We start from the raw sequence: 24,523 nt of genomic DNA, 5'->3' as shown, positions 1-24,523 counted from the left end.
CCTCTCGCCGGCTGGATGTCAAGACCCGAGGCCGCGCTCGTCCTCGCCGAGGTGGGTGTCGGCGCCGGCGGTGTACGGAGCGGCTTCATCCCGGCGCGCGTGGGGAGCCGACGGGTGCATACGCTGCTCCGGCTGCGCTTCCCGCTGCTCGTGTCGCAGGTCGGCGTCCGGGGGAGTGGCCGGGGAGTACCCCGGCCGTGGCCGCCCCACATGGTCGCCGGCCGCGCGCAGCGGCTGTGCCACGTGCGTGTGGTAGAGGTGCTCGGGCGTACCCCGGGTGCCCTCTCGTTCGCCCCGGTACCGCTCATGCTCGGCGGCGATATCAGCCTCGACCTGCTGCAGGCGTGTGCTCACTGGGTCCGCCTCGGGCGGAGTGTCGCCGGCGGGTGGATCAGGCCGTTCCGGCTGACCGGGCAGGTCCAGTGGCTCTTCGGGGAACAACGGATCGACCACGTCTGTGCGCGCCCGCAGCTCCTGCTCACTGGAGACCGGCGTGATGCGCGACAGGCCGCCCTGTGGGGTGTCGTCGATGTAATCGGTCAGGTCGTAGCCCGAGGACGCGAGGTCGATCTCGAGCCCGGCGATGTTGTGTACGCGAGTGAAGACCACCGGCAGCCCGGCTCCCGTAGCCGGCGGAGCTAGCACAAGCGCATCCATCACGGCCGGTAGTTCCCACTCGATGCCGGTGAACCGCTGCTCGGGCACGGCGAAGGCGCTGTGGAAATACCCCTTGGCCGCGAGCGTCTGCAGTTGCCGGTCGTCGAATTCGTAGAAGGCGTCGACCCTCTCGCCCTGCTCCGGTGCGTAGATCACCCGGGAAATCCCGTACGGCAGTGCCGTCTGCGGGGCAAGCCAGCGCAACTGCCCGGTGATGTGCAGGTAAGGGCGGTAGTTCTCATTCCTGTCCCAGTGTTTGAGCTCGGCAGCTTCCACGAAGACACCGATCTCAGCGGGCAGCCCCTCGCAACGGTGAGTTGTCACGCCACGTTCGCGCAATACACGTCCGGACCACACATCGTTCATGGTCAACCCCGCGGTGCGCATTATCGGCTCCTTCCGCATTTTTTCTTCGTACTGTGCCGTTTACCTGACGCTTGATGTGGTTGCGGGGGCGCCGTCGGCGCAGACCCTCCATGCTCACTGACATGGCGGTCGCGGGTCTTCTTGATGCTACGTGTGCTCCAGTGCCACAGTGCGCGCATCGCGGCTATCTCGCCGGCAGCCAGGATCGCGACCAGGAACAGCAGCGGCGTCAACCACATTGCGAATGCCCCGGCCGCCGTCAGGTTTCCGGCGGCTGCGCCTGATTGCTGGTGCAGCCAGGCTGCGAACATCGGGACGACCACGGTGGCGGTCACGAACGCGAGCAGATAGTCGGCGATGAGGACCACCAGGCGCAGGACCATGGCCCACAGCACGACGGGAACTCTTGTGCGGCTCCTCGGCAGCAAGCCATGGCGCCGGGTTCTGAGTAACCACCGCGGTCCCGGCCTGTCGTGCTGCACGGCCGCGGCGCGGATGGTCTCTCTGCCAATGGCATGGGGACTCTCGGTCGTGGTGTCCGGAGACCGGATCGTCATGGTTGTGTCATCCTTCGTGATGTCGTCACAGGTGGAAATGGCGCTCGTGGCTTTGCCCGCCATGTGAGGTCCTGCACTGACCGATGTGAGCTGGACGCTGACATCTGCGGGCCGCTGCCAGTGGCCCCGATGTCCGGTGTCGCCACCAGGACGCGCTTCTGCGCGCTGTTCTCGGTACTTGCTCAACGGGCACGGAAAACTCTGTCATGAGTGTATATCGGTCGAATTGATGAGTCGAGTGACTGTCTCATGATTGATGACGTCATCGTGAATGACGGGTGCGGGCACTTGCCGGTGTGCCGGCAAGGCTTGATACACGGCGGGCGGCAGAGACTGTGAGTGTCAGTAGCATCCGCCGACTGTTTGCTCTGGCCGCCTGGTCGGGCGTGTGTTGCGTGACCGCGTCGGAGGCGGTCTGAACGTCGACCTCAACAGCGTAGGTGTAGTCACCGGCGGTGGCCCTGGTGATCTCGATGTCCGGGTCGCCGTCGACCGACGAGTGCAGCCCCTGCGCGTCGATATAATAGTACCGTGTGCCGGCGGCGTCCTGGTTGTACCGGGAGGGAGGCATGAAAATCTTGAGGAACGGGTCGTGTTCGGTTATTCCGTACCGCTGTTTGAGCGTGGTGCGGGCGTGCTCGTAGGACGTTCCCGAATTCCAGGTGAATACCGTGGTGATCAGTGAACGGATGATTTCCACGTCCTTGTCCATCCGGATCCGGCTGAACCCGAGTGAGATCATCACATCGTTCTCGGTTTGCCGGTACCTGGCCGATTGTGCCGCCGTGACCTGTTTCTGCAGCGCTCCGATCGTGCTGACCTGCTGTTCGAGTACTGCATCCCGTGTGATCCACGCCGCGCCGACAACGCCCGCGACGACTGCCAGCAGCGCTGCGGTGGACAAAATCGAAATATTACGGCGACAGAATCCTGGCGGGGGGCTTTGCCGACGGACCGCCGTCGTCTTCGCGTTGATCATGTCCCGCCCTTCGGCCTGAAGAAGAGGGCGCCGGGTCCCGGTTGCCCGGCTGCGTGCGGTGTGGTGCCGGTGGGGCTCTGGTGCTGCGCACCCGCGGTCGTCACCACCACGGCCAGATTGTCGAACACCCCGCCCGTACCGTCATAGGTGTAGATAGCGCTTGCCCAGGCGAGAATGTTGCCGGACGCTTTTTCCCGGCACAACCACACGGCTCGTGCTCTGGTCGCTGTGTCTGCGGTCTGCGTGTGGACCTCGGGCATGACTGCCTCGATCGCCCAGGCGTATGTGGCGGGGTCGGATGCCTGCGGCCCGTCGTAACGCACGTACCAGGCGAAACGCGGATCGATCCTGCTGTTCGCATCGAACGGTGCAACGTTTTGCCAGGTGTAGGCGTCGTGGTCATCGGCCAGATAGGAACTGCGGCTGAACAGGGTAGCCAGGACCCTGCGGTGCTCGGCGGTCGCGACCATAGCTGTGTTCGGAGCACCGTTGTCGGTATCAGGCTGGATGCTCGACTCGCGATAGAGCGTTGCATAGGTCTGTTGCGCGTCGCGGACCCTGATCGCGCTGGCTGCTGCGGACCGGGACAGCTGAGTCATCCTCTCCGCCAGATGTGTGTCGGCACGCACCGCCAGACCGTCGGCCACTTGCCCCTCCAACGAGGTGATCCGTGTGTCGTTCGCGGACCTCGCCGTGTCGAATATTCTGCTGGTCACCGTCGAGACGATGACCAGCGCGAGGATGGCGAGACCCATGCCGGTGCCGAGCACTCGCCGCAGAATCTGGCTGCGCTCCTCGGGCGGACGTCGCTCACCTCGCCGGCGGCGGCTGACCCACCATGCAGCGAGATCCGCTTCGAGCCTCACCCCGGTCAGCTTCTCGCGCGCCGGTGCATCCACAACAGGATCAGCCGCGGCTCTGTCGCGCTCTGGGGACGGCGGCTCGTGTTCGCCGGCGTTGTGCTGTTTCACCGTCACGATGGACTCCTCCTTCTGAGCCTGCGGTTAGGCGTCGTTCCCTGGACCGGCGTTGTGACGATGTGCTATCGGCTGTGGAAGTTGTCATGGAACGGATCGAGAACGCACCCGGGACGCATGGTGTCCCCGTTGCCGTCAGCATCCGGCCGGGTCACGATTTCTTGATCTTGTCGGCGGGCAGCATCAAATCCGTCATGTCCACGAACCTCCAGCCCGCCGCGGTCATCTCCGAACCGCTGGCGAGCCGGACCCGGCCCATGAAGGCGCAGTACCCGGCCTCACCGACGATGACCGTATCGCCCTGGACGCCGAGCACGACCAGGGTGTGCCCGGCAGGTCCCGAACCTGGACCCGAACCAATCGCATACGGAGTAGGCGTGGTTGTCACCTGCTTCCCGGTCTGTTGCGCGATCGTGTACGCCGTCCGGATGCCGTCGCCCTGAGGGTAGGTCTGGAAGGTGGTGTATTTATTGACGAAGTACGTCGAGAAGGAGACGCAGTTCTCTGCGTGGTTGTCCCCGCAGGATCCGGGGCCCCCCGCCTCGCCGTAACGTTCGTCAAGGAATTTGTCGCCTTCCCGGTTGAAGAGATCGACGAGTTCCTGGGCCTCCGTGCGGGTCATTCCGCCGTTCTTCGGTGCTACTCCGCCGGCATCACCGTTGGTGTCACCACGTGCACAGTGACCGGTCATGGTGCCTGTAGTGGTACCGAGGCTGCCGACGACGTCGCCGACGATGTCCTGCACTCCGCCGGTCACGGAGTGATCGGCTTTCCAGCCGCTCATCTTCCCGAACCACATCTCAGCGGCCTCGGCGCGGAGGGCGGTCCGGCTGGCGCCGTCGGCGGAGCGCTCCCACGCGCTGTGGAAGTGATAGGCCGCTGCGGATGGTGAAGCTTGCGGGACCGTCAGCATGTTCTTGAAGACGGCCACATCGGCCGGGTCGTCGCCCTGCAGCATGAAAGCCAGCTGCGCCTCGATGGTGTACCACGCGGCGTTATTGGCCTTGGCGTAGTCCAGCAGCATCATCGTTCTGCCGTTGGACCACTGCCCGAGACCGATCCCGCCATGGGATTGACCGGGGATCTGCGTGAAGTTCCCGGTCCAGGCGGCCTTCTTGAGCGGGCCGATGCGGTAGGGCTCGCTGAAGATGCTCTCGACCGAGGTCGGGTCGACTCCGGATTCCCGGCTCCAGTTGCCCAGGATGCCCGCAATATTCGCCTCGGACATGCCCCAGCTCTTGAGGACCGAGAAGACGATCTTCGCGTTGGCCTCTGTGTTCGCCGTGACCACGGCACCCGGACCAGAATCGCCAGTCCGTGGTGCGGCGACCGTGCAGGCATCGTGGGCGGAATCGCGAGTGCCGTCGGTCAATGCAGTGTTGTCGATCACTCCGGTGACGATTGTCGCCATCAGCGTGACAGTGGCACCGGTGGCGACCACGCCGGTCACCGCCGCGGCCACAGGAGCTGCCGTCGCCGCGACGGACACGCCCAGTACCGTGCCCAGGGTGCTCGAGAGCACGCTGCCTAGTGCCATGAACGGTGCGACGATCACCCCGGCGGCTGCCTTGACGACACCCATGACGAGGGTCCACACCAGGCTGGCCACGTTGACCGTGATGGCCATGAGCGCGAAGAACATCGACTTCAGCCAATTGAGCAGCGCCATGAGCATGACCACGGCCATAGCAGGGGGCGTCCCGCCGGCAACGCCACCGACGGCGGCACCTGCCGCGACCCGAGAGCCTGTAGCACCGTCAGCACGGTTGTAACCTGTACCGCCGGCGCCCAGGTGCGGGCGGCCGGGCAGTTCGGTTTCCGTTGTCTCGTCAGTGGGAGCCGGTGGGCTGCCGACCGTGGGCCTAGCGAGGGCAGCGCCGACCTCTGTCGCCGCGCCGATCGCCGCACCGTGCGGACCGCCCTGGCTGACACCGTGCGTGGCGCCGGCCAGAGCACTGTCGGTGTAGCTGCGCCCGGCGCTGTCACTGTCGTCCTCCGCTACCGTCTCTGCGACGACACCGGCAAGGTCGTGACCGCGTGGAATCAGGTTCTTGGCTCTGGGGCCGGTTGTCACTGCGGTGCCTGGGGTCCGGGTACGAGCCCCGGACGATGGGGGCAAAACCTTGGGGGACCGTCCCGGTGAGTTCCCGTTCGTCGTAACCGGCGTGCCGGGTTGCGCCGCGTCGTACGGCACCCCCGGCACGTTGGTGGGCATGGCCGTCCTTTCTGAATGGATGCGAGGTGGGGATAGCCGAGTCGCTCAGTAGAGCGTGGTCACGACATGGCTTCCGTCGTGGACGGAACTGTTGGACCGCACATCACGCAGGTTCGCGTCGAGCCGGAGCAGATCGAGCGTCAGCTCGGACTGATACGCCGCCTTGTTCTTGGCGTAGTCCTGGTACGCCTGTGACAGGTTGTTCATGACGGTCGTCAGCGGTCGCATGGTCACGTCGGAGGTCTGGTAATCACTTCTGAGGTTCGAGCCGTCGGACAGGATCCACGGCATGTCCGAGATCTGCTGGGTAGCGGTATCAGCTTTTTCATCGCGCTTCCGGGCCAGGAACTCCGCGTAGTTCTGACCGGGGGGCACTACGACGTCCAGGTAGCCGTGGTAGACGTCGCCAGTGCGCCAGCTCAGGTTGAGGCCACCTGGAACGACATGGTCAGTGTGCAGAGTCAAGGTCGAGACACCGTCCCGGGCCTCCGCTGCGGAGACGCCGGTGATCTTGTCACCGGTCATCATGGCCGGTGGTGGCGGTGGGCGTAGGAACAGGCCGTCGACCTGGGTGGTGCGCAGGTCGGAGGTGTAGGACTCGATTTGGGCGAGGTTCGCCCGCATGGCCAGCAGCTTCTGATCGAGCTTGGCGCGGGCCGTTCCCTCCTGTGGTTTGAGGACAACATCGTAGTAGGCCCGCGTCGGGTCGAAGCTCGGCGCGTCCAAAGCGGGAATTGTCGTGATCGCCGTCGCTCCTGGATTGATGAATACCCGCCACTGGTCAAATTTCCGGAAGCTTGCATCGTCCGTCATCTCGTCGACGCCGGCCTGGCGATGCACGGTTTCGTCGTAGGAGAGCTCCGCGTTCGCCCGAATCGTCAGATTGAGCACCTGCTCATCGAAATTTCGGTGTGCGGTAAGCAGGATGCCGAGATATCCGGTCGAGCCGAAGACGTGAATGGTTCCCGCGATGTCGCTGGTGGTCACTGTCTCGTTGGTGAGGTCGGTGTCCGATCCCAAAAGAAAAGCCTGGTAGTCCGCTGCGTTGTGCGAGATCGCTGCGCTGGCTGGAAAGTGCATCATGACCAGGGTCTTGTCCCCGCGCGTGTTGGTGAAGACCCCATCGACATCACCTTTGAGCGCGGTCTTGGACGTAGTGAATGTCGTGGTGTACAGGGCTGTCCGGGACAACACATCGCTGCCCGTCTGCAGAGCCGAGATCACGGATCCGCTGATCACGGCAATCCCCGTGAGTGCAAAGGCGGCGACGAACACCCCGAAACGCTCGATGGCGTGATGTGAATCCAGCTTCAACGTACGCCGGAATGCGCGTGCTTTCCCGGTGATACCCATGCTCGATCCCCACCGTTCTTGCCCGCAGCTGGCTGAGATACCGGCCGACTGGGCAAGTGTTCGCCGGTGCGATGGCTTGATGGCTCATGTGACTAGTGGCGACAAATCAGCCGGGCAACTCGTCGAGCCTTTGGACAATGACTGTGCCGCCTCCCAGGTCTTCGATGGTTTTCTGTCCTCCGGAGCCGATCGCGGATACCAGCGACCAGCCGCCGGTGGCAAGGCCGCCGCCGACCAGGACGAGCAGGGCGATCGTGGTCCAGCTTTGATGCTGAGCTGACGCCTGCGGGTTCGCCATCAGTTTTCTGATGAGGAGCACGCCGCCCCAGACCAGGCCGATCGCGCCGAAAGCCATGAGCGCGAGACCGCCCCAGAGCTGGATTGTGGACTTCGCGTTCTCCAGGAAGCTGGTCAGGTCCCAGGCCCCGGTGGGAAGCCCTGGTGGTTCCGAAGTCGCGTTGACATGGATCGTCACCATCGTCCATTCCTCTCGCCTTTCGAATCGTTCGGGACCTTCCGGGTGAGCTGCCAACGTCAGGCACGACAAAGTGACCGAGGTGATAACGCCACCAAATCTGCCGCGTGGCTCACCCGAGTAAGCCACGAGTCCGATGAGGGGGTGCCGTTGGCCCAGGCTGCCGGTTGACTGCTGCTGGACGGGTCTCGCGCCCATCCGCACTTCCAAGCTACATGATTAGATAGATCAGTGAATAGTGCGAATTATCGGCTGGCTAGACGTCCCATCGGCGGGACGACCTTGCAGAGGCGCGGCTCAGAGCGGTGAGGTGGCGTCGGGGCAGGCACACGGCCCGCTGGCTTGGACGGGTCCTGGGCGGTCTTGTCGCGTACACCGTTCATGCCACACGATTCATCAGAACGTGAAAATGACCAGACGGATCCTGACGGCGACGGCTGGCGGGCACGCTGGCCGCATATCCAGCGCAGCAGCGCAATCACAAGAAGCCGTCACTCAGAACAAGGTGTCGCGTGTTCGCAGCGGCCGGTACCCGGTCGGGCCGAGCTGGGCGAGTTCCCCCGTCGGTGCCGGCCTCGATCGCGCCGGAGAAGGAACGCTGCGGACCTAGGTCGTCACCTGCCCGGCTCGTCGGCGAGGCAGGCGCGCAGGATGCCGACGTGGTCGGGGTCGAGGTCGTTCGGTGTGAGGATGACTTCGTCGGCACCGGCGAGCCGGTAGTCCGCGATAGCGGCACGCAGCTGGCCAGCGGAGGTGACGGTGTGAGCGATGGCTTTGGCGACGAAATCCTGGCCTAGATCGGCGTAGTAGTCGCGGACCGCGGCGATCCCGGTATCGGCGCGCTCCGGCCCCAGCGACACCATCACCGACACCACCAGGCGAGGGGTTCCGCTACGGCCTGCGGCGGTGAATGCGGTGCGCAGCCGCTGCGCGAACGTCATGAACTCCTCCGGGGTCATCCCGCCCGCGACCCAGCCCACGCCGTGCGCGACGACTCTACGAATCGTCTGCGCGGACCCACCGCCGAACAGCAGTGGCGGACCACCCGCAGTCACCGGGACAGGGCCGAGGCCCGCACCCGCCCACGTCGCCCGGACATCACGCAGCCACGAGTCGAAGATCTTCCCTCGTTCCCCGAACGCCACCGGGCTGCCCACGTAGTCACTCGGCCGCCCGCCCGGCGCGAGACCCAGGCGGAGCCGGCCCGGGCCCGCAAGCGCGTCAACTGTCGCCGCCGACGAAGCAAACAGCCCGGGATGACCACGGAGCGGAGCAAGCACGACGCTGCTGAACAATCCCACTCGGTGAGTGACCGCCGCCGCGGCCGCCAACGTGGTCAGCGGTTCCGGAGTGGACCACGCCGCCCGGTCGGACACCGCGAACGTGTCGAAGCCGGCGTCCTCGACCGCACGGGCCCAGTCCGGAATGTCTTCGGGTTTCAGCGAGCGCACATGCCCGGGCAAAGCGATACCGATCAGCATGTCCGGCAGCATGAAACCTCGATCCCGGTCGAGATCAACAACGGTGTGACCCATGTCGCCCGGAGTTTCTGCGTGCCGCCGGCCGGCTGAGGTGATGGTCTCCGGACTCCGGTGCTGCGGTGCTGGCCGGTCCGCATCGGCGGGATTCCCGCGCCGTCACCGAGCGCGTGGGGATCCAGTGTCCGGCTGGTGGGTGAGAATGATAGCCGCGGCGGGGCAGGAGTTGGCCGCTTCGGCGGCGACGCCGTACCGGTCGTCGCGGGGGCCAGGAGCACGACGATGCCGTCGTCCTCGTGCTGGTCGAACAGGTCGGGCGCCGGCAGGACGCAGGACCCGGCGCCGCAGCACTTGTCCTCGTGGATGCTGATGCGCAGTGTCATAGCTATGTCTCTCTCCGGGTTGGGTTGTCTGCCGGTGTCACGGAGGTGTGCCCGGCGGGGGATGTGGCGCGGGCGGCGGCGAGGCGCAAGTTCGGCAGCCGGGTGAACAGATCGGTGAAGGCGACGCGCCATCTCGATGCGGGTCAGTTGCCGGCCCAGACATCCGCGGACGCCGTGGCCGAAAGCCACGTGCAGCGTCCGGGATTGGTGCAGGTCGAGCTCGTCGGGCTGCTCCAGGGCGGTGCCGGCCGCGGCCGGTTGACCGTCGTGCTGGCGGTCATGGGCGGGTTTTTGCGGGGGTAGGTCGTCGTTGATGAGCGGCGGATTCGGTGCTTTGGGCGCTGGCGATCAGCTTTCGTGGCTGGATGTGGAGGGCTTATTGGGGTTGTCGTGGCGCTCCATCGCTGCCTGTACTCGTTCGGCCATCCTGATCCGCGACCGGTCACGTCCGCGGCCGAGCGATCCACTGGCTCGAGCCGCCGAGATGGCTTCGCGGATCGCTTCGTACTGGGCGTGGTGGTCTTCCCGCCGGGCCAGGTCCAGGCTGAGGCGGAGTGCGTGCCACTGCTCGAAGCTCGATCGCGGTCGCCGGATGACTTCCGTGATGAGGGGAACCGACACCAATCGCAAATCCCCCAGCATCAGTCCGAGCGCTGTGATCCGGTTTCCGTCCCGACCAGATCGGAACAGGTTCTCCACCGCTGAAGCGTTGATGAAGTCGAATTCGGCCATCTTCTGTGCCTGCTCGACCAGCTCACCCAGCGCGGCGTTACGTTCCCGCCCGCTCGGACTACCTTCGCGGAGTTCCTCGTAGCGTGTCGCGAGCGGCTCCATCGCAGTCAGTAGCAATCGGGCCTCGAGGCGTAACCGGTCAGCCTGCTCACTGTCGCCCTGGGCGTCGGCTTGGTCAGCCTCGCGCAACTTCTCCGCCACCGCGCCCAGCTGAACCTTGACCCCAGCGCCCTCGACGCTCTCCAGCCGATTGGTGAACACAGCGACGGCAACAAGCACCGTGCCCGCCGCGACCAGGGCCGACGCTCCGGCGGAATTGGTGGTCACGAACACCGCGGCCGCGCCGGCCACCAGCAGCCCCGCACCAACCAGGGACACCCCGAGACGCGCCAGCACCGACACAGCCACCTACGACCGCCGCACTCGTCTCGTCACCGGCAACCTCCCGTCAAAGTCGCCACACCCTAGCGAGGCCCCGCCATCGACGAGTAGCGATCGATCGAGTGAGGCTGGGTGTTCCTCCGGGTCGCACGGCGTTGCCGATGCTCGATCCGGTCGGAGTGCGCGAGTGAAGCTTGGATCAGCCTCGCGAATTGCAGTCCCTTGGAGGCCCCAGCATTCGTCTGCCTGCCGGTGGGCGGTGCGTGGCGGATGCGCCTTACTAGCCTGGTGCTCGTTGAGGAGCATCGTGATCCTCTACCCCTGCGCTGCTCGGCCCGCTTGGCGAAAAAGGGGCTGCTGAGTCGGATGCTCGGCGGCGGAGAGGAAGAAACCGACGTCCCTCATCCCCTCGATGACCGAGTTGCTATTCCGGCCTCGCCCGGCTGTTCGACGGCAAACAGCCGACTTCTTCGCCGATTGCCCCAGACGATGAACATCTGACCCGCAGGAGCGCACCGTGACACCCTGGCCCTAGGAAGCCGCCGATTTCGCCCAGCTCATCGGCCGGCTTGCAGAGTCCGGACTCATCACCGATGCCACGATCATCGAACTCGGCATGAACACAGAATACCTGCGGGAGCGCCTGCACCGCGCAAGTTCGCTCTGGGATATCTGGAAACAGCAGGCCAAACCGGCACAGTGGCTGACCGAGCTGGCCGATCAAGAGCCTTACGCAATCCTTTCCAGCAACGCCAAATCTGCAACCTAGAGCGGCAGGGGGTCATCCTCGGCCGGCGCGCCCCGGTGATGCCGCCGAGCACCTCGGCCACGGTCGGGATCTGGAGCTCAGCGTCGACGTCTGCAAGTCCCCGGATCCGCAGCCGCCGCTGCAGCTTTGTCTTGCCGGCGCCGGACCTGTCCCTGAACCCCGTCTCGGCGCTGGGACGGGGGCGGTCACCGGAGCTGGTCGAGGAACGCGGTGAGCAGCGGGTTGACCTGGAGGGGGTGGGTGAGGGGCGGGGTGTGGGCGGCGCCGTCGATGACGTGGACCGGGCCGGCCGCCGGGAGCTGCTCGGCCAGCAGGTTCATCCGGTCCTGCGGCAGCGCCGCGTCGTGCTCGCCCCACATCAGCAGGGCCGGGCACCCGATCTCGTCCAGCCGGGCGGACACGTCGTCGCGGTCGAGCAGGCATGCCGCGGCCGGGCCCAGCGGCAGCGCCGCGGCCTCCCGCCACCGCCGCTGCCACGCCTGCCGCTGATCGGAGTGCCCGAGCAGCTGGGTGGCCAGCGGGCCGGTCAGCTCGTCGGCCGGGCCGTGCTGGCGCAGCCCGGCGAACATCTCGGTGTAGCCGATCTTGTCGGCCGGGTCGCACGGGGTGGCCTCGGTGTCCCACAGCACCAGCCCCGCCACCCGGGCCGGCGCCAGCAGCGCCGCCCGCAACGCGATGAACCCGCCCTGCGAGACCCCGCCCAGCACCGCTCGGTCGACGCCGAGGTGATCGAGCAGCCCGAGGGCGTCGCGGGCGTGGTCCCAGTAGGTGTAGGCGGTGTCCTCGGGGGCGTCGGGGGTCTGGCCGTGCCCGCGGGCGTCCCACGCGATCACCCGCCACCCCGGGAACACCGCGGCGATCTGCGCGGCGAAGATCGTGTGGTCCAGGAAGTAGCCGTGCCCCAGCAGCAGCACCCGGTCATCCGGGCCGCCGGTGTCGGTGAAGAACAGCGGTATTCCGTTCACCGTCGCCGTCGGCATACAAGCCCCTCCACGAGGAAGATCGGGGTACCCGCGACTCGCGGCGCCCGGGCCGCGGTCCTCACGCAGCCTACCGGCCTGCCACCACAGGGCACCCGGGATTACCCGGTTACAGCGGACCCGCCGCAGCTGATCCTGGCCGCGCGGGCACTGGCCGAGGTGTCGGCCGATGACGTTGCCGGGTTCCCCCGAGAACACGACGGCGAGGCTCTGACGGGGGCTATCTTGTCCTGGAGCCGCGCGCCTGGCGGCATCCGGAGTGGAGGGTCGACGCAGCGTGAAGAAGGAAACGATCATCTGGATCTACGCCGGCGTGCTCGTGGCCGTCGCGATCGTGGACTGCTACCTCGTCTTCACCTTCTCCAACCCCGTGCCCACTATGATCGTGGCGGCCGTCGTGGGCACCGGCCTGATGATCCAGATGCTGCGGGTGTCCAGGCGACCACGCTGACCACTGCCCCAGCCGTAACCGTCAACCCCCGTCGGCGGCCGCGGTGGAGCGGGTGGCTTCGACGACAATCCCGTCGGACCGCCCGGTGACCGCGGCCCGGACGGACTCACCGGAGCAGCCAGCACCGGCGCCATCACCACCCACTGACCACACCCGGCAACGAAGAGACCGGACCTAGGTCAGGTGAGGCATGAGTTGCGTGGTCGGAGTTTTTTCTTCCGGGGGAATAAGAGGAGTCGGGCGCTGAATAGGCAGGCCGTGACGTGTACAGCGGCACAGAGGGGCGCCACGGTGTAGATGATGACGGCGATGATCGAGTGTGACTGGTGCTGGCCGGGATGGTGCGCCCACAGGGATAGGGCATCGAGGTTCCAGAAGGAGAATCCCAGTGCGGTCGATCCGGCATTGATGGTGATGCCGTAGAGGAGCGCGAAGATCATGCCGCGTCGGCGCGGGTCGCCAGTAGCGCTCCGGCGGGACGCCATGAGGATGATTCCCGCGAGCGCCAGGCCGGCCGGGGCGATCATGCCGAGCAGGAGGGGGACTCCTGTGAAGGGGGTGCCGGGGTCGTGGAGGCTGTGGTTGAGCAGGGGGACGGCGACGGCCAGGAGGACTCCGAGGGCGGTACACGCTGCACCGCATCCTGTCGTGACGGCACGGATTGTCGTCGCGAGGTGTGCAGGCGACGTCACCGGCCGGGTGGAGGCCGCGAAAGTAGGGGGATTGTGCATGAAGAGTCCGTCCTGTGGTGGAGAGAATCGGTGCCCGGGTGGCCGGTGCCTGTTGCGTGAAGAGCGGTGCTGGTGGTCCGGGTCGATCGTGGCTATCCGGCGGCGGCCGGGATGTCGAGTTCGCAGGAGAGGGCCCGGTGGTCGGAGACGATGCGGCCGTGGTCGGGGACGTGGACGCGGTAGGAGCCGGGTACGAGGGTGACGGGGGCGCGGTTGCTGATGGCGATGCGGTCGTTGCGCATCTGTGCGGCGGCGCCGCCGGCCGGGTTGATGGTGGGGGTGAAGTCGCCGGCTGCGGTGCCGGCGTCCCACCAGCCGTGCTCGAGGAACCGGTCGTAGGACCCGGTGTTGATCCGCCAGCCGGTTGCGGTGCGGACGCCTTTCTGGCTGAGTTTCCAGGGTTGGCCGTGGTCGCGGCAGTGTTGTTCCCAGTCGGCGGGCATGGTGTCCCCGGCGGCGGAGCTGGTGGCGTTGAAGTCCCCGGCGATGATGGCGGCCTCGCTGGCGAGCTGGGCGTCCTGGTCGGCTTGCAGGTCGAAGCCGACGGGTCCGGTGGATCCGTTCCAGTGCACGGATTTCAGCCGTATTCGCTCGCCGTTGATTCGTGCGACGAGGGTGTTGGCGTGGACTTTCCGGCCGTCGAGGCCGTGCCAGTGCTGCGGGATGACGTAGCGGGTGTCCACGAGCAGGCCGGGGACGTTGATGGAGCCGGGAACGGTGGAGATGAACGGCATGTAGGGCACGGAGGGGATCCTGCGCCCGTCGGTGTCGGTGGTGGTTCCCCACAGGCGGCCGAGACGATGGACCACTTCCAGCAGGGGCTGGGAGTGATAGCTGCCGTAGTGGGTGCATTCGCTGAGGACGATGATGTGCGGAGCCTGGTCCACGACGGACAGCATCTGCTCGAGCTTGTCATGGTCGTGGAATCGCGTGGTGGTGTCGTAGCCGCCGCGTTTGAGGTTGGCGACGAGCATGCGGACGCGGAACGGGCCGAGCGTCACGGTGAGGTCCTCCGGGGGAACGGTCGTGGGGCCGGTGGCGGGCAGGTCAGGCGTGTGGTGGCGGGTGCGGTGGTGGCGTGGTCCTGGGATGCGTCGGCTGTGGTGGTGTCGTGCCGCAGCGTTCGCGCAGCGAGGCCAGGACGTATGCCGGCAGGCCGTATTTGCGGGTGAGGGAGTCATCGGTGCACCCGCGGGCGGTGTCGGTGGCGATCTGCCGGGCGAGCGTGGTCTGCTCGGCTGCCGGGAGCCGGCTGATCGCGCCGGGGCGCAGGGGTTCCCCGGCGAGCGCGAGTATCTGGAGTATTTCCGCGACGCCGGTCGTGTGCAGGTGCGCGATGATGTGCAGGTCCTCGCGTTCGCGGTAGAGCCGGATGATGTGCCGGTGTTCGCCCTCGCTGGGCATGGCGTCAGCTCCTGGGGTTGTCTCCGATAGCGGCCGGAGCCGGGAACCCAACTGGGGCATCAGTCCTGCCGCCGCCGCGCCGAGCGGGGTGCGGGGTGCGGGGTGGTGAGCTGGCGGTGATCGGGCGGTGGGTCCGGTGGCTGCGCGGTTTAGCGGACGACGGTGAGCGGGGCGGTGATGGCGCCGGCGACGTCGGTGGTGAAGGCACACAGCTTCGTGGTGGGGCCGTGGCTGGAGAGGTGGAACGATTTCTGGGCCGCGACGGCGACGGCGACGTCGCAGGAGTTCTGCTCACCGGTGGTGGTGAAGATCGCGGGGTGGAGGTTGAGCCGGCCGATTGTGGTCACGGGGCCGTTATCCGATCGGGGGTGCTGGGCGGCGGTGTAGTGGTCGCGCAGGTCTTCGGCCGTGTAGCGCAGCGTCGGCTGGCTCGTCGGGTCGGTGGCGAGTCGCCACTGCCAGGCCGGGACGCCGGTGGTGGTCGGTTGGCCGGGGCTGAGGGACCACTGGGTGGGGAACGGGGCGGGGATGGTGCGGCACGGCTCTGTCGTGAGGCTGCTGGTGTCGATGGGGTGCGGGATCGCGAACGGCGGTGGCGCGGATGAGGTGGCCGTGACGGTGGGGCCGGGGTGGCTGCAGCCGGTGGCGATGAGCAGTGCGCTGATGCTCAGCACGCCCGCGGGCGTGCGGCACGGGTGGGACATGACGGTGCTCCTGGTGGTGTGGCGGACGGGTGTGGGAGGTGGACGCGGTGGTCTCGTCGGCTGCGGCGAAACGCCCGGCGTGCGGGGTCGGTGCTCCCGGCGGCGCGCCCGGGGATCAGGGTGTGGCCGTGGGCGATGAGCCGGCCGCAGGTCCGGGTCCGGCGGGTTCGGCCGCGGTGGTGGCCGCCGTGGTTGTGGCGGGGCGGGGTGGGCTGTCGGCGGCCGTGGTGGCGTCGGCCGGGACGGCGGTGCTCAGGTGGTCGTCCGGGATGATCACTGTTGCTTGCATGCCCCCGTGCACCATGGGGGCCAGGTCGACGCGGAACCGGTGCCGGCGGGCCAGCGTTCCGACGGCCGCCAGGCCGATCTGCGGCGGCTGCCCGAGATCACCGAACGCGGGGGTCGCCCGTCCGGACGCCCGCTCGCGTGCCCGGGACAGGTGGTGCTCGTCCAGTCCGCGCCCCTGGTCGGTGATCGTGACGGCCCACCCGTGGTGGACCGGCGTGAACGCGGCCTCGACGGGGCTGTCGGGTGGCGAGGCGTGGGCGGCGTTGTCCAGCAGCTCCGCCAGTACGTGGATGAGCGCGTCGATCACCTCACTGTCCACAGTGACCGGCGGTGTCCCTGACACCGTGACCCGGTGCCCGGCGGTGATGCGCCGGGCCGCGGTCCGCACGGCCAGCGCCAGCGGCACCGACAAGGCCCCGGACCACTGCTGCTCGAGCTGCGCGCCGCCCAGCACCGCGACCGACTGGGCCCGCCGTGCGAGGTGCGCGGCCGCGCGCATCAGCGTGGAGCAGCCCTCGTGCAGCTCGCCGCCGTCGTCGTGGTGATCGAGCATCCGTTCGGCGAGGGCTTGCAGCGTCTGCGCGCTCTGGTGCCACTGCTGGGCGATCCCGGTCAGCACCGCCGCGGTGTTCGCCGCATGGTCGCGGACCGTCTGCACCAGGTGTCCCAGCGCGGCATCAGCGGCGATGCCACCGGTCAGGTCCCGCAGGATCGGCCGCGGGTGTCCGCCGTCGAGCTGAGCCACGAGCCTTTCCGTCACGGCAGTGATGGTGGCGTCGCGGGCGTCGGTGTCGCGGTGCAGCTGCAGGACCTGGTGTTCGAGGTGGTGGACACGGCCCATCAGCTCCAGCCGGTCCGCGCTGACTTCCTGCATCGACCCGGTGTCGAAGCCCCAGTCCACGAGCTGAAATAGGGATTGGCGGATACGGGCCATGCGTCGTCGGCTCCTGGATGTCGGCCGGGGCGCCCGGTCACGGGCCGGGGCTGCGTGGGGAGGGAGTGGGTCGCGGCGCATCGGGTAGAGGCACAACCCGCCGCTGCCGGGGATCTCGACCGGGGCGTCGCCGGTGAAGCCGTGACGCCGGTAGAGCGGAATGACGGCCGGGCCGCTGGCGTCGAGGCAGACCGGCAGCGGGCCGGCCCGGCGGTCGTGCTCGGTGAGATAAGTCCTCAGCAGCGCGCCGCCGAGACCCCGGCCCCGGCGGACCGAGGCGAGGAACATGAGATGGATGTGCGGGTCGAACGGGGTATGTGCGGCGAACACGGCGTCGAGCACACGGAACCGCTGGTGGTGCTCACCGGTGATCCCCAGCAGGGCCTGCTCGTAGTCCTCGGGGCCGGCGGGTGCGTCCGGGTGCGGGGGCGGCACCCACACCGCGACCGCGAGCAGCCGATCGAGGCTGTCGCGGATGCCCTGGGCCCGGGCGCCGAGGGTGAACGCGTAGTCGAGCTGGAGCTCGAACTGATGACGCAGGCACTGCCAGCGCTCGAGCGGATCGTCGGGGACCAGCCAGCGGCTGATGGCCAGGCCGGTGAACGCGGTGGCGATGACGTCGGCGATCTCCTCGATGTCGCCGGCGCCCAGCTCGAGGACGGGGTAGGGGGTGCTCACAGGCCGTGCTCCCGGGGGTGCTGGTGCTGGTGGTGGTTGGTGCTGGTGGCGATGTCGCGGTAGGTGTGGGGGTGGCGGGCGCGCAGCCACCACGCCCAGCCGCAGCCCGCGGTGAAGATCCCGGCGTAGGTGAGCCGCACGAGGGTGGGCAGCGGTGATCCCGGGGGTGTGCCGAGGAGGGTGCCGAGCTGCAGGAGCACGGTCGCGACCAGGACGCACAGCACCACGCTCGCGGCGAGGGACACGCTCAGCAGCCACGGGCGGGACCCGGCGCGGTCGCGCAGGAAGATCCTCGTGGCGGCGATGGCGGTGAGGGCGAACAGGATCAGCGCGCCGACGGCGCCGGCGGTGCCGCCGATGTAGAACAGGCTCAATACCGGGTCGGCGTGCAGCAGCGATACCAGCAGGATGGTGATCAGCGCGAGCGTGGTCTGCAGGAGGGACGCGGTGACCGGTTCGCCGTAGCGGCGCCCGGGGCGGCCCAGGATCGCGGGGGCGGTCCGGTCGCGGCCGAGGAAGAACGCATACCGGCTGGTCGCGGTATGGAAGCTGATCATGCCCGCCATCAGGCTGGTCACGAACAGCATCCGCACGATCAGCGCGGCCGTGGCGCCGAGGTTGGTGTGGGCGGTGCCGACGAACAGCCCGCCCGGGTCGGCCGCGGCGGCGGCCGCGACCCCGGCAGGGCCGAGGGTGGCGGTGAGGCTGGAGGAGCCGAGGATGTAGACGGCCGTGAGGATCGCGAGGGCGGCGTAGGTGGCGTGGATGACCCCGCGGTGCCGGTCCCGGGCGGTGAGGCTGTGGATTACGGTGAGCTCGGTGCCGGTGTAGCCCAGCACGCCGAGCGCGAGCCGCGCCGCGGTGACCGCGACGGACCCGAACACCACCTGAGGGTCCACCAGCGATGCCGCGGCCTGTCCCGCACCTTCGGAGGAGGGGTGCGCCCAGTTGGCGGTGCCGACGGTGAGGATCATCGCGATCTCGAGCGCGACGAGGACGGTCAGGATCCTGGTGCTGGCGGTGATCCCGCACACCCCCAGCACGCCGGTGATCACTACCGCGGGCACGGCGATGACCTGCCAGGCCACCGTGACCCCGGTCAGGTCGGCTATCAGCGGGGCGGCGATGCTGCCGATCAGGCCGTAGAGCCCGAGCCCGAGGGCGAGGTAGGCGCCGACCGCGACCCACCCCGCGCCGACCCCGGTGATCCGGCCCAGCCCGCGCCTGATGATCGTGTAGAACGCCCCGCTCGCCTCGGCGGGCGGGAACCGGCGTGCGGCGGCCAGGTAGGGGACCGCGAACAACACGAGGACGGCGGCGATCAGCACGAAGGTGGCGGGGAAGCCGTTGCCGCCGGTGACGGCGATCCCGGTGGGGACCAGGCCGGCGACGACCACGGTCGGGGTGGCCGCCGCGAGCACGAACCCCGCGATCGCCCGCGTGGGGATCCGCCCGGGGGCCAGCCCCTCATCCAGCGGGGGCAGCGGCGGCACGAGCGGGCGTCTCGGAGGCATGCGGGGCTCCACATCGGCGACAAGAGGACCAAGGACAAGAACAGGGACAGGTGGGGTGCGGGAAGTCAGTGGCAGGTGGAGTGGTGGGTCAGCCACTGGTCGAGGACGGCCATCAGCAGGCGCACGGGACCAGGTGGCGCCGTAGCCTGCAGCCGGGTGCACACGGCGGTGTCCAGCTGCAGGACCTTGCCGTCCAGCTGCAGCAGCGCGAGGGCGTGCCAGAGCGTCGCGGCCGAGGCGGGGATGGTCGTCCGCGCGGCGGCTTGGGCGAGCAGGTGGCGGGCCCAGCCCACCGGGGCGGCGGTGGCCAGGGTGAAGCCGGGGGCCCGGCCGTGGCGGTGGGTTACGCGGGCTTCCCCGCGCGCGACCAGGCGCAGCCAGACCAGCTGGCTCGCCCGCTCGTCGAGGGCCAGGTAAGTCAGCCACTCCACCACTGGCCGCGGGCGGGCCTCAGCGGCGATGACCGCAAGCACCCCGGCGGTCGCGGTGTCACCGGGTGCGCCGCCGCCGATCGGGTGGAGCATCCCGTCGGGGCTGAGGATCAGGTGCCCGGCCAGGGACAGCTCGGCCAGCAGCATGGCGCCCAGCACCGCCGACACCCGGGCCGGGTCACGGACGTCGCTGCGGTACATGTCCGACAGGTACAACGCGCCCAGCACCTGATCGGCCAGCCGGTCCGAGCCGCGGTAGCCCTCGATCCGGTAGCGCGGGACGACGCGCTTCCCGGCAGTCCCGGCAGTCCACGACAGCGCGGTCTGCGGCCGGGCGGGCGGGACCGGCGCCGGGACACTGCGGGACCCCCGCCCGGCACGCCCCGCCGCAGCCCGACCCGGGTGCGCTGGGGACCGATCCGGGTGGGGTGAGAACCGGTCCGGCGACGGCGCGAACGGGCGCGGGGGCGGGGGTGGTGCCACCGCGGGGAGCACGACGGTGTCCCGGTCGGGATGGGCGGCGCCGAGTGTCCACTCACCGGTCAGCCATCCGCCGCGACGAGGGCCGGGGGTGTCGGCGTGCGGGGCCGTCATGGTCGGGTCACGGCATTGAGGGTGGTGATCACGGCGTCGGCGATCCGGCGCGCAGCCTCGCACGGATCGGTTTTCCCGATGTGCGACAGGGAGATGGTGGCGTCCACTTCGAAGGCGGCGTTGTCCGCGACCCCGACCGCGATACCGCATCGCCCCAGGCTGCTTTCGTCGTCCGGCCCGTAGGCGGCCACCGGAAACCCTTGCACGGGCTGCAGTTCCCGGAAGAACCCCTCGTTGCGTTTGGCGTAGACGTGGCCCAGTCCGTCCTGCCAGATGAAGACGAACTGCAGGGTGATGAGGGACCTATGATCGAGGTTGCCCCAGGAGCAGGTGTTCGCGACTCCGCTGGGCTCCGGCCCTCCGGAGTGCACAGGGGACCCCAGCAGGGTGGTCAGCTGGCTAGGGGTCAGCGCCCTGCAGGGGTCGCTGCCGAGCACCCCGGCCGGCATCGGATGGGCGACCTTCGGCGGTGCCGTGCCCACCGGCGACGGATCCGGCGCCGTGCGGGCGCTCGGACCGGGATCCCGGTCCGCGCACGCGGTCAGCGCCGCCGCCAGCGCGAGCACGACCAGGCAGCACCCGGCCCGCCGGGTGCGCGAGGGTGGTGTCCCCGGGTGGCGAGAAAATCGGACAGACGCGCCCATGGCTACGGTGTGCTTGTCATCGTGGTGAGGACGGCGTCGGCGATGCGGTCGGCCGCATCGCACGGATCGAGGTGGCCGACCAGTTCCCGGGAGATGGTGGCGTCGGCCTCGAAAGCCGTATTTTCCGCTACGCCGACGGCGATACCGCATCTGCCGTACTCGTGGTCGAACTTCCAGCCGAATTCGACGGTCGGATAGCCCTGCACCGGTCCCATTTCCCGGAAGTAGATCTGGTGCCGCTTCGCGTAGACGGTGCCGAGGCCTCTGGTCCAGCCGTAGAGGTACTGGACCGTGATCTGGGATCCGCGGGACATGTTGGACCAGTGGCACATCACCGCGACCGTGTTGTCTTCCTTTTCGACGTGGAGGTCGGTGCTCCCGAGCAGTGTGGTGGTCTGCGCGGTGGTCAGCGCGCCGCACGGGTCGCCGGAGATGACCGTGGCCGGGAGCGGATGGGTGATCGCCGGTGGTGTCGTGTCCGCCGGATCGCCGGTGCCCCCAGTGGGCGCCGGAGCACCACCGGAGCATCCCGACACCAGCACCGCGGACACTGCCGCCGCGGTCACCCTTCGTCGTGGTGTTGAGCGCATGGTTGCCGCGCCGCCTTTCCGTGTGATGAAAGCCCCGGCCGGCCGGGGCCCGGGGCTGGGTGAAGAGCCGCGCCGGCGGCCACGAGCGGGCCCGGTCATCGCGTGACCTGCGCGACGACGCCCAGGCACAGCGACGGCCCGAACGGGTCCAGGCCCCGTTCGTCCGGGATGGGGTGACGAGGCCAGGCGCGGGCGGGCACGACACCGGGATCGAGCACCGTCACCTCGCCCAGCAGGTCGCGCACGCGGTGGGTGTCGCGCAGCGCCCGGGCCGGGAGGTACGGGCGCTGGTAGGACGCGCAGACCTCGGTCACCTGCCGCGCGAGGCCGGGATGGGTCGCGTCAGGGGTGAGGCCGTCGAGGCTGGTGTGGGAGACCACGACCAGGCTGCCGGGCGCCATCCGGTCGGTGAAGCAGCGCAAGGCCTCGGCCAGCACGTCGTCGTTGCGGGGGCCGGGGATGCCGGTCGGATTCGTGCTGACGGTGTCGAGGATGCCGGTCGCCACCAGGCAGATCGGCTCGGTCAAGTCGAGCAGCTGCCGGGTCTGGTCGGCGAACAGGATCGTGCCCGGGGTGAGCAGGTCCCCCTGGACCCAGCCGATCACCGCCTGACCGTCGGCCCCCGACTCCTGGTGCTCCTCGACCTCCATCCGCAGGTACGCGACCACGTACGGGTCGATGTCGACATAGAGGGTCACGCTGCCCGGGCAGCCGGCAAGGCGCTGGTGCAGACCGTCGGGAAAAGGAAGGCCGGAGCCGAGGTCGAGGAACTGCCGGATCCCGCGGCGCACGGCGACCTCGACCGCGCGGTTGCGGAACGCCCGCTCGTCGCGGTACAGCCGCCCGAAAGCCGGCAGGATCCCGGTCGCTGCCCGGATGAAATTCAGGTCGATCGTCCAGGCGAGGTCACCGCCGAGCATCGCGTTAGCGACCCGGGCGGGGCTGTAGGAGGTCGTGTTCAGCCCGGGCAGCCGGAACCGCGCCGCAGCGGCGGCGAGTGCGGCATCGGAGCCCGGGTCCGGTGGCGGTGTCCGGCGGGTCATGCCTGGACCTGCCCGACGACGCCCAGGCACAGTGACGGCCAGTAGCTGCTGTCCGCCTGACTGCCCGTCCGTCGCCACGCCCGGGCGGGCACGACGCCGGGCCACAGCAGCACAAGGTCGCCCAGGAGGCTACGCAGTGCGCCGGCGTCGCGCAGGACCCGGGCGGGTACGTCGCTGTCCTGGTACGAGGCGCAGAAGGCGAGTACCTGCTCCCGCCGTTCCCGGTCCCATGCGTCGTCCGGGTCGAGGCTGTCGAGACTGGTATGAGAGGCGATCAGCAGGCTGCCGGGCGCCATGCGGTCGGTGTAGCAGCGCAGGGCCTCGGTCAGCACGGCGTCGTCATCGAAGGCGTCAAGGATGCCGGTCGTCACCAGGCAGATCGGCTTCGTGAAGTCGAGGAGCTCGCGTGCCGATTCGGCGAACAGGATCGTGCCCGGGGTGAGCAGGTCGCCCTGCACGTAGCCGACACCGGCCAGGTTTTCGGTTTCGATGCGCAGGTCCGCAGCGACGAGCGGGTCGAGGTCGGCGTAGAGAATCCGGTGGTCGAGAAGACCGGTGAGACGCTGGTGGAGCGCGCCGGTGTAGGGCAGGCCCGATCCGATATCGAGGAATTGCCGGATCCCGTGCTCGATGGCGAGCGCGACCGCCCGGTCCCTGAACCTGCGCTCGTCTCGATACAGCTGCTCGAAGCCCGGCAGAATGAGAGCCGCGCGGCGGACGAAGCTCTTGTCGATTGCCCACGAATGATCGCCACCCAACACGAAGTCGCTAACGCGGGCCGTGCTGAACGAACGCAGGGCGATCTCGGGTGGCCGGAACGCGCGCGCAGCCGCGATGAGGGCATCGTCAGAGCGGGACGGTGGAGTCGGTGACGGGGAAGTCATGTTCGCACCCGTCCGACAGTGGCCCGCCACTGCGCCCGGCAGGGCGGGGGCACGCGGGTGCCGCTACCTGCGGCCGCCGGATTCCCGGCAACCGGTACCGGCGATTCAGGCTGGCCGGCGACGCATGAGTGGGTCATCGAGTGTCCTTGGAATGGGTAGTGGGAGCGGACCGGTCGCCGGTGGGTGTCACGCCGGTGCTGATGGAACCGGGTGGGGCCGCGCTGGCTGCGCGGCCGCATCCGGTTCACCTCGGGTCAGCTGGCCGCGCGCAGCTCGGCCCGGCTGGCTGCGACTCGTGTGCGGGGTTCGACCTGGGCGATCTGGGTGGTGATCCACGGCAGGTAGGGCCAGGTTTCGGTGTAGACGTTGACGGTTCCGCAGTGCGGGGCCGGTCCACGGGAAGCGGTGGCGACCAGCAGCCATACCCGCCCATACCGCTGGACCCCGCCGCCACCGGAATCCCCCGCGCAGGTGCCGCCGTTGTCCGGCGCGACGCCGAGACAGACCTCGTCCGTGCCAATGCCCGCGTCCGCGCAATCGGAGTCCGGCACGACCGGGACGTCGGTCTGCTTGAGCGTGGCGCGCAGCGGGCCGTGCCACGACGACGGGTCCGGGGTGTCCTGGCCCCACCCCAGCTCACGCACCGGCAGCCACGGCACGACCGGTGCGATCAGCGCGCCGCGCACCGGGATCGGATGCTCCAGCTGCGCGAGCATGATGTCCCACTGACGGCCCTGCGCGTCCGGCTCACCCCACGCCCACCCGGTCGGGATCAGGAACTGCTTGATCCCGACGCTGACCCCGTGGAACCGGTCGACGCTGCCGCCGACGAAGTGGTAGGTCGCGGGATCGACCGGGACGGACCGCAGGCCCGCGCCCGCGTAGCTCGCCGGATCAGCCGGAGCGGGCTGCAGGCCGTCGTGGTCACCGGCGGACCGCAACGCCCAGGCCGCCCGCCGGCCCTGCGGTGACATCCTCTGGATCTGCGGCGTCGTCGGCTCGACCGTGCCGCAGTGCGCGTTCGACACGATCAAGTCGGTCATGCCGCGGCCGTCGTCGCCCAGTGCGTGCGCCGAGCAGGTGGCCCAGTTCGGGTCGCCGTGGTGGTCGTGCTGCAACGACCCGATCCCGGCCGGCGCCTGCGGCGCCAGAGCGCCCCCGACGATCGCCGATGCCGGACTGGCCGGGCCGGTCACCAGGCCCGCGACGCTCAGCGCCGCGACGGACAGCCCGGCTGTTCTTCGTAACTGCAACGTATGCCTCACATTCTCTGGAAGGGAAGGGGTGAACCGCCGCGCGCGGGTGAGGTGCGGCGGGTGGATACCGGGCCG

At 68.8% G+C, this 24,523-nt stretch carries 25 protein-coding genes; 3 read left to right on the top strand and 22 right to left on the bottom strand.

Annotation, left to right across the window (positions count from 1 at the left end):
* Nucleotides 1–18 precede the first annotated feature (18 nt).
* The 8 genes from NYF13_RS22005 to NYF13_RS21970 form a co-directional block, all read right to left on the bottom strand.
* Nucleotides 19–1,044: a hypothetical protein gene (locus NYF13_RS22005; protein ID WP_315659273.1), complete on the bottom strand. Its 1,026-nt coding sequence runs from the start codon at nucleotides 1,042–1,044 to the stop codon at nucleotides 19–21.
* Nucleotides 1,044–1,643 (bottom strand): hypothetical protein, encoded by a 600-nt coding sequence (locus tag NYF13_RS22000; RefSeq protein WP_315659271.1) that lies wholly within the window; start codon nucleotides 1,641–1,643, stop codon nucleotides 1,044–1,046. Before NYF13_RS22000 ends, NYF13_RS22005 begins: the two co-directional genes overlap by 1 nt.
* 199 nt (nucleotides 1,644–1,842) lie before the next feature.
* Nucleotides 1,843–2,559: a hypothetical protein gene (locus NYF13_RS21995; RefSeq protein WP_315659270.1), complete on the bottom strand. Its 717-nt coding sequence runs from the start codon at nucleotides 2,557–2,559 to the stop codon at nucleotides 1,843–1,845.
* A complete protein-coding gene (locus NYF13_RS21990) occupies nucleotides 2,556–3,536 on the bottom strand; it encodes a hypothetical protein (RefSeq protein WP_315659269.1) in 981 nt (326 codons plus the stop codon). The genes NYF13_RS21995 and NYF13_RS21990 overlap by 4 nt, the downstream gene beginning before the upstream one ends.
* Before the next feature lie 151 nt (nucleotides 3,537–3,687).
* The gene (locus tag NYF13_RS21985; protein WP_315659267.1) at nucleotides 3,688–5,211 is read right to left on the bottom strand and encodes a phage tail tip lysozyme; all 1,524 of its coding nucleotides are present in this window, start codon (nucleotides 5,209–5,211) and stop codon (nucleotides 3,688–3,690) included.
* A gap of 585 nt (nucleotides 5,212–5,796) precedes the next feature.
* Complete coding sequence (locus tag NYF13_RS21980; protein WP_315659265.1) at nucleotides 5,797–7,104, bottom strand: hypothetical protein; 1,308 nt, start codon at nucleotides 7,102–7,104, stop codon at nucleotides 5,797–5,799.
* Between the two features lie 106 nt (nucleotides 7,105–7,210).
* Nucleotides 7,211–7,582, bottom strand: coding sequence for a hypothetical protein (locus NYF13_RS21975; protein WP_315659264.1), 372 nt, complete (start codon nucleotides 7,580–7,582; stop codon nucleotides 7,211–7,213).
* Nucleotides 7,583–8,193: 611 nt separating this feature from the next.
* Nucleotides 8,194–9,114, bottom strand: coding sequence for an LLM class flavin-dependent oxidoreductase (locus NYF13_RS21970; RefSeq protein WP_315659263.1), 921 nt, complete (start codon nucleotides 9,112–9,114; stop codon nucleotides 8,194–8,196).
* Between the two features lie 239 nt (nucleotides 9,115–9,353).
* Here NYF13_RS21970 and NYF13_RS21965 point away from each other — a divergent pair, with 239 nt between their 5' ends.
* Nucleotides 9,354–9,743 carry a hypothetical protein gene (locus tag NYF13_RS21965; protein WP_315659262.1) on the top strand — a complete coding sequence of 130 codons (390 nt, stop codon included), beginning with the start codon at nucleotides 9,354–9,356 and terminating at the stop codon, nucleotides 9,741–9,743.
* Nucleotides 9,744–9,788: 45 nt separating this feature from the next.
* On the opposite strand, the gene NYF13_RS21960 is transcribed toward NYF13_RS21965, so the two are convergent.
* Nucleotides 9,789–10,574, bottom strand: coding sequence for a hypothetical protein (locus tag NYF13_RS21960; RefSeq protein WP_315659261.1), 786 nt, complete (start codon nucleotides 10,572–10,574; stop codon nucleotides 9,789–9,791).
* A gap of 595 nt (nucleotides 10,575–11,169) precedes the next feature.
* On the opposite strand from NYF13_RS21960, the gene NYF13_RS21955 reads away from it, so the two are divergent.
* Nucleotides 11,170–11,322 carry a hypothetical protein gene (locus NYF13_RS21955; RefSeq protein ID WP_315659260.1) on the top strand — a complete coding sequence of 51 codons (153 nt, stop codon included), beginning with the start codon at nucleotides 11,170–11,172 and terminating at the stop codon, nucleotides 11,320–11,322.
* A 185-nt stretch (nucleotides 11,323–11,507) separates the two neighbouring features.
* On the opposite strand, the gene NYF13_RS21950 is transcribed toward NYF13_RS21955, so the two are convergent.
* On the bottom strand, nucleotides 11,508–12,302 hold the full coding sequence (locus NYF13_RS21950; protein WP_315659259.1) for an alpha/beta hydrolase: 795 nt from the start codon (nucleotides 12,300–12,302) through the stop codon (nucleotides 11,508–11,510).
* Between the two features lie 277 nt (nucleotides 12,303–12,579).
* Here NYF13_RS21950 and NYF13_RS21945 point away from each other — a divergent pair, with 277 nt between their 5' ends.
* Nucleotides 12,580–12,753: a hypothetical protein gene (locus NYF13_RS21945; protein WP_315659258.1), complete on the top strand. Its 174-nt coding sequence runs from the start codon at nucleotides 12,580–12,582 to the stop codon at nucleotides 12,751–12,753.
* A gap of 179 nt (nucleotides 12,754–12,932) precedes the next feature.
* Here NYF13_RS21945 and NYF13_RS21940 read toward each other — a convergent pair whose 3' ends face one another.
* From NYF13_RS21940 to NYF13_RS21885, 12 genes are all read right to left on the bottom strand, one after another.
* Nucleotides 12,933–13,280: a hypothetical protein gene (locus tag NYF13_RS21940; RefSeq protein WP_315659256.1), complete on the bottom strand. Its 348-nt coding sequence runs from the start codon at nucleotides 13,278–13,280 to the stop codon at nucleotides 12,933–12,935.
* A 296-nt stretch (nucleotides 13,281–13,576) separates the two neighbouring features.
* Nucleotides 13,577–14,485 carry an endonuclease/exonuclease/phosphatase family protein gene (locus NYF13_RS21935; protein ID WP_315659254.1) on the bottom strand — a complete coding sequence of 303 codons (909 nt, stop codon included), beginning with the start codon at nucleotides 14,483–14,485 and terminating at the stop codon, nucleotides 13,577–13,579.
* 46 nt (nucleotides 14,486–14,531) lie between these two features.
* Nucleotides 14,532–14,888, bottom strand: coding sequence for a hypothetical protein (locus NYF13_RS21930; RefSeq protein ID WP_315659253.1), 357 nt, complete (start codon nucleotides 14,886–14,888; stop codon nucleotides 14,532–14,534).
* A 149-nt stretch (nucleotides 14,889–15,037) separates the two neighbouring features.
* Nucleotides 15,038–15,592: a DUF3558 family protein gene (locus NYF13_RS21925; RefSeq protein ID WP_315659252.1), complete on the bottom strand. Its 555-nt coding sequence runs from the start codon at nucleotides 15,590–15,592 to the stop codon at nucleotides 15,038–15,040.
* Between the two features lie 115 nt (nucleotides 15,593–15,707).
* On the bottom strand, nucleotides 15,708–17,492 hold the full coding sequence (locus NYF13_RS21920) for an ATP-binding protein (protein ID WP_315659251.1): 1,785 nt from the start codon (nucleotides 17,490–17,492) through the stop codon (nucleotides 15,708–15,710).
* Nucleotides 17,489–19,006, bottom strand: a complete 1,518-nt coding sequence (locus tag NYF13_RS21915) for an APC family permease (protein WP_315659250.1) — start codon at nucleotides 19,004–19,006, stop codon at nucleotides 17,489–17,491. Before NYF13_RS21915 ends, NYF13_RS21920 begins: the two co-directional genes overlap by 4 nt.
* 65 nt (nucleotides 19,007–19,071) lie before the next feature.
* The gene (locus tag NYF13_RS21910; protein WP_315659248.1) at nucleotides 19,072–20,031 is read right to left on the bottom strand and encodes a GPP34 family phosphoprotein; all 960 of its coding nucleotides are present in this window, start codon (nucleotides 20,029–20,031) and stop codon (nucleotides 19,072–19,074) included.
* On the bottom strand, nucleotides 20,028–20,675 hold the full coding sequence (locus tag NYF13_RS21905) for a DUF3558 domain-containing protein (RefSeq protein WP_315659246.1): 648 nt from the start codon (nucleotides 20,673–20,675) through the stop codon (nucleotides 20,028–20,030). Before NYF13_RS21905 ends, NYF13_RS21910 begins: the two co-directional genes overlap by 4 nt.
* A gap of 2 nt (nucleotides 20,676–20,677) precedes the next feature.
* Nucleotides 20,678–21,241: a DUF3558 domain-containing protein gene (locus NYF13_RS21900; RefSeq protein ID WP_315659245.1), complete on the bottom strand. Its 564-nt coding sequence runs from the start codon at nucleotides 21,239–21,241 to the stop codon at nucleotides 20,678–20,680.
* A gap of 119 nt (nucleotides 21,242–21,360) precedes the next feature.
* Nucleotides 21,361–22,308: an SAM-dependent methyltransferase gene (locus NYF13_RS21895; protein WP_315659244.1), complete on the bottom strand. Its 948-nt coding sequence runs from the start codon at nucleotides 22,306–22,308 to the stop codon at nucleotides 21,361–21,363.
* Nucleotides 22,305–23,192, bottom strand: a complete 888-nt coding sequence (locus NYF13_RS21890; RefSeq protein WP_315659243.1) for an SAM-dependent methyltransferase — start codon at nucleotides 23,190–23,192, stop codon at nucleotides 22,305–22,307. The genes NYF13_RS21895 and NYF13_RS21890 overlap by 4 nt, the downstream gene beginning before the upstream one ends.
* 254 nt (nucleotides 23,193–23,446) lie before the next feature.
* Complete coding sequence (locus tag NYF13_RS21885) at nucleotides 23,447–24,445, bottom strand: trypsin-like serine protease (RefSeq protein ID WP_315659241.1); 999 nt, start codon at nucleotides 24,443–24,445, stop codon at nucleotides 23,447–23,449.
* Between the last annotated feature and the right edge of the window lie 78 nt (nucleotides 24,446–24,523).

The organism is Amycolatopsis sp. PS_44_ISF1, from assembly GCF_032335455.1.
Lineage (GTDB): Bacteria > Actinomycetota > Actinomycetes > Mycobacteriales > Pseudonocardiaceae > Amycolatopsis.
Note: the sequence above shows the minus strand (reverse complement) of the source record. Positions and strands in the feature narration are given on the sequence as shown.